Here is a 3,379-nt window from a genome sequence, read left to right as displayed (position 1 = left end):
CGCTGGCAACCGTCGCATCGAGGGCTTGATGCGCGTGCTCCAGCCAGGCGGGACGGGCGTTATAGAGGTTGGTCAGGGTGCGCTTCTTCAACTCAGCGGCATGCTCGGGCTTGGGGACGATGCGCTCTGGGTAGCCGGGGACGACCTCGGGGACGCGCTCGATCCACTCGGGCGGGTTCAGCCAGTTTTCGCGCAGGGTATTGAGCCGGTGGGCGGCTTCGGCGATGACTTGAGCCTGGGGCCGATGCGCCGGGGCGACGACGGGAATCACCGCGCCGCTGTCCAGCGTTTCGGTTGCGCCGGTGGTGTCGGCGGGGGTCAGCCCCTCGGGAAACGGGAAGGTCTCGAAGCAGGATTTGGCATTGTAGGTCGGATCGTTACCGACACCATGCCGCGAAGCATTCGCCAGTGCCCAAGCCGAATGTAACCGTGACGAGAGGATGCCAAAGTTTGCATCGTCCTCCCGACAGATAGCGTAGAGACGCGAGTCGGGAAGGACTGCGGCAGACAGCCAGACAAAGAAGCGGTGCTTGGCAACGCGAGGTGTTGCCGCGTAGCGATTCAGCCGAGCCATCTCCCGCCGTAAGGCCGGAACCGTTTCCCCGTGCCGCCACCAATACCGCTTTCGTAGCTCGCGTCGTCCCGCCTCGCGCATCGGTCTCACAAGTTCCACGACACGCCGAAACGGAGCTTCGTAGAGCGACGCATCCGCTTCCGACATCCCGCCCCCAAAGTCGACGATCCAGGTGTCGGATGGGCGTCTCGTTAGATCCTGCCCGTTCGCCCACGGACGAAGCACTTCACGGTTCGGTCGTCCGTGAGGATTTGGTTCTTCAAGCCAGGCGCGCGCGACATTTCCAGGTACGTCAAACGAGCCGACTTTGACCGGTCCCTGAAACGCAACCAGCTCGTTCTGTGAGAGAGTACGTGCATCGGTCAGACGCAGACCCACCTGAGCAGAAGTCAGGTCGGGGTCGACGCCTGCGACAGGCTCACCGTTTAGGTTGACCGGACGCGAATGGTCCTTGGTTGTGAAAGCGACCAACGACACACGAACATCCGCCCCGTCGTTGACCCAAGGCTCGTCTGACCATGCCTCGAAGATTGCGCCGTACATGGCAATGCTATCGAGCACGGCGCGGTTGCTGCCCTTCCGAATGGATTGTGTGGAAACCAGTCCGGCATAGCGCACCCTTCCCGCCTCAATCTGCGCCCGCGCCTTCTCGAACCAATAGGTAACGAGATCCGCGCCGCCCGGTATGCGCCCCTGATAGAGTTTGCGCACCCGCTTGACGTATTCCTCGCCCATCGCCCCGAGCATCTTCTTGTCGCCCAGAAACGGCGGATTGCCCACGATCACATCGGCCTCGGGCCACGCGGGTTCGGTCCCGTCCGCGTTCACGATGGCATCCTGCTGGCGGATGGTGTCGAGCGGTTTGAGGATGGGGTTCTTCGACAGCGAAAAGCCGTGGTTCAGCATCCACTGAATCTCGCCGATCCAGACCGTGACGCGGGCGAGTTCGGCGGCGTAGGGGTTGAGTTCGAGCCCCAGCACGTTCTCCGGGCCGACGCGCGGGAAGCTGCGTGGCAGACCGAGCGTCTCGGCTTCCAGGATGACGCGGTGCTCCAGATCCTTGAGACCCAGCAGGGCGAGCAGCAGGAAGTTACCCGAGCCGCAGGCGGGGTCGAGCACCCGGAAGCGGGCGAGCCGGTCGAGGAAGCCTTGCAGGACACCGTGGGCCTCGTTGACCGCTTTGGTGCGCGCCGAGGGGGATTTGGCGGCGCCGGCCTTCGCCATGAGGGCGGTGATCGCGGCGTGTTGGGTCGCCCAGGCGTCCCGCAACGGATCGAGCACCACGGGATCGACGAGGCGCATGATCGAGCCTGGATCGGTGTAATGGGCGCCGAGTTGGGAGCGCTTTTCGGGATCGAGACCACGCTCGAACAAGGTGCCGAAGATCGTGGGGTCGATGGCCGACCAGTCGAGATCCGCCAGGGCGCGCAGGCGTTGGATGTCCTCCGGCGCCAGCGGGAGCGCGGCGGGCGAGGCGAAGAGTCCGCCGTTAAACCAGTCAATCGCCTCGAAGCCGATCCGCCCGCCCGTCGCCATCGCGCCGAAGAGGTCTTGAAGCATGGCAGGCAGGTCGTCGGGGCGCTTCTGTCCAGCCTCCAGGAGCTTGCTGAACAGCTTGTTGGACGGAGCCGCTACGCGGAGAAAGCCCCTGCGGCGTCGTCGCCTTTAGAATGTAACCTCACGCCCTCGTCTACGAGGGGCCGCCTGTTCCACCTTAAGAGGTTACATCACCATGCCCGCATCCTGTCAGGAGCGCTTCGAGCGCCACTACGAAGCGCATCTCAAGCACCTTCGGCTCAAGGGCTTGCAGCCGAAGACCGTCGACGCCTACGCGCGCGCCGTGCGCACCATTGGCGCCTATTTTGACGGCTGCATCGATGATCTGTCCGAGCCGCAGCTGCTCGACTACTTTACCGACCGGCTCGAAACCCACTCCTGGAGTGCCGTCAAGCTCGACTTGTACGGGCTGAGGTTTTTCTACGCCCATGTGCTGCGCAAGCCTTGGGTCAACGTCGACCTCGTCAAACCGCCCAAAGGGCAGCGCCTGCCGGATATCGTCACCGTCGCGGAGGCCCAGCGTCTGATTCAGGAGACGCGCACGCTCAGCTACCGGGTCTTCTTCTTCACCCTCTACAGCCTGGGGCTGCGCCTCGGCGAGGGGTTGGCTCTGACGGTGGCCGATATCGATGCGGCGCGCCGGCGCGTGCACATCCGCGCGGGCAAGGGCAACAAGGACCGGTTGGTGCCGCTGCCCGACAGAACGCTGGAGCTGCTGCGTCGCTTCTGGCGGATCCATCGCAACCCGGTACTGCTGTTTCCCAATCGCGCGGGCGGACTCAAGGCCGCGGCCACGGCATCCTCGCCGCTCGATCGCGGCGGTGTGCAGGTCACCCTGCGCCAGGTCGTCGAGGGATGCGGGCTTAAAAAAAGATTACGCCTCATAGCCTTAGACACAGCTATGCCACACACCTGATCGAGGCCGGTGTCGATCTGCTGGAAGTCCAGAAGATCCTTGGCCATCACTCCATCCTCACCACCGCCCGCTACACCCACCTGACCGCTCGGACCACCGGCAACGCCGAGCAGGCGATCAACGCCTTGATGAGCGGCTTCTCCATAGACTGGAGGGGCGTGAAATGATCCTGCTCTCCGCGATCATCGCCACCTTCGAGGCGGACTACCTAGCGCAGGCCGGGGAGGCGATCCTGCCCAGTCAGCTCAACGCCCTGCACGCCCTGAAGACCTGCCGGACCTCGGCCAGCCCCCTGATGCGGGCGCAGTGCACCGCGTGCGATCACACCGAGT

General features: G+C 64.2%; 2 protein-coding genes and 1 pseudogene. 2 read left to right on the top strand and 1 reads right to left on the bottom strand.

Annotated features, from left to right (window positions below):
• A partial coding sequence (locus tag CCR95_RS06145; protein WP_201092792.1) for a class I SAM-dependent DNA methyltransferase occupies positions 1–2,134 on the bottom strand: 2,134 nt, incomplete at its 3' end.
• Between the two features lie 172 nt (positions 2,135–2,306).
• Between CCR95_RS06145 and CCR95_RS06140 the strand changes: the two are divergent.
• Positions 2,307–3,214: pseudogene (locus tag CCR95_RS06140) on the top strand (tyrosine-type recombinase/integrase).
• On the top strand, positions 3,211–3,379 hold a 169-nt coding region (locus CCR95_RS26290), incomplete at its 3' end, for a transposase zinc-binding domain-containing protein (protein WP_201092790.1). The pseudogene CCR95_RS06140 and the gene CCR95_RS26290, both read left to right, overlap by 4 nt.

The organism is Thiocystis minor (assembly GCF_016653465.1).
Lineage (GTDB): Bacteria > Pseudomonadota > Gammaproteobacteria > Chromatiales > Chromatiaceae > Chromatium > Chromatium minus.
This window is presented reverse-complemented; position numbering and strand designations above follow the sequence as displayed.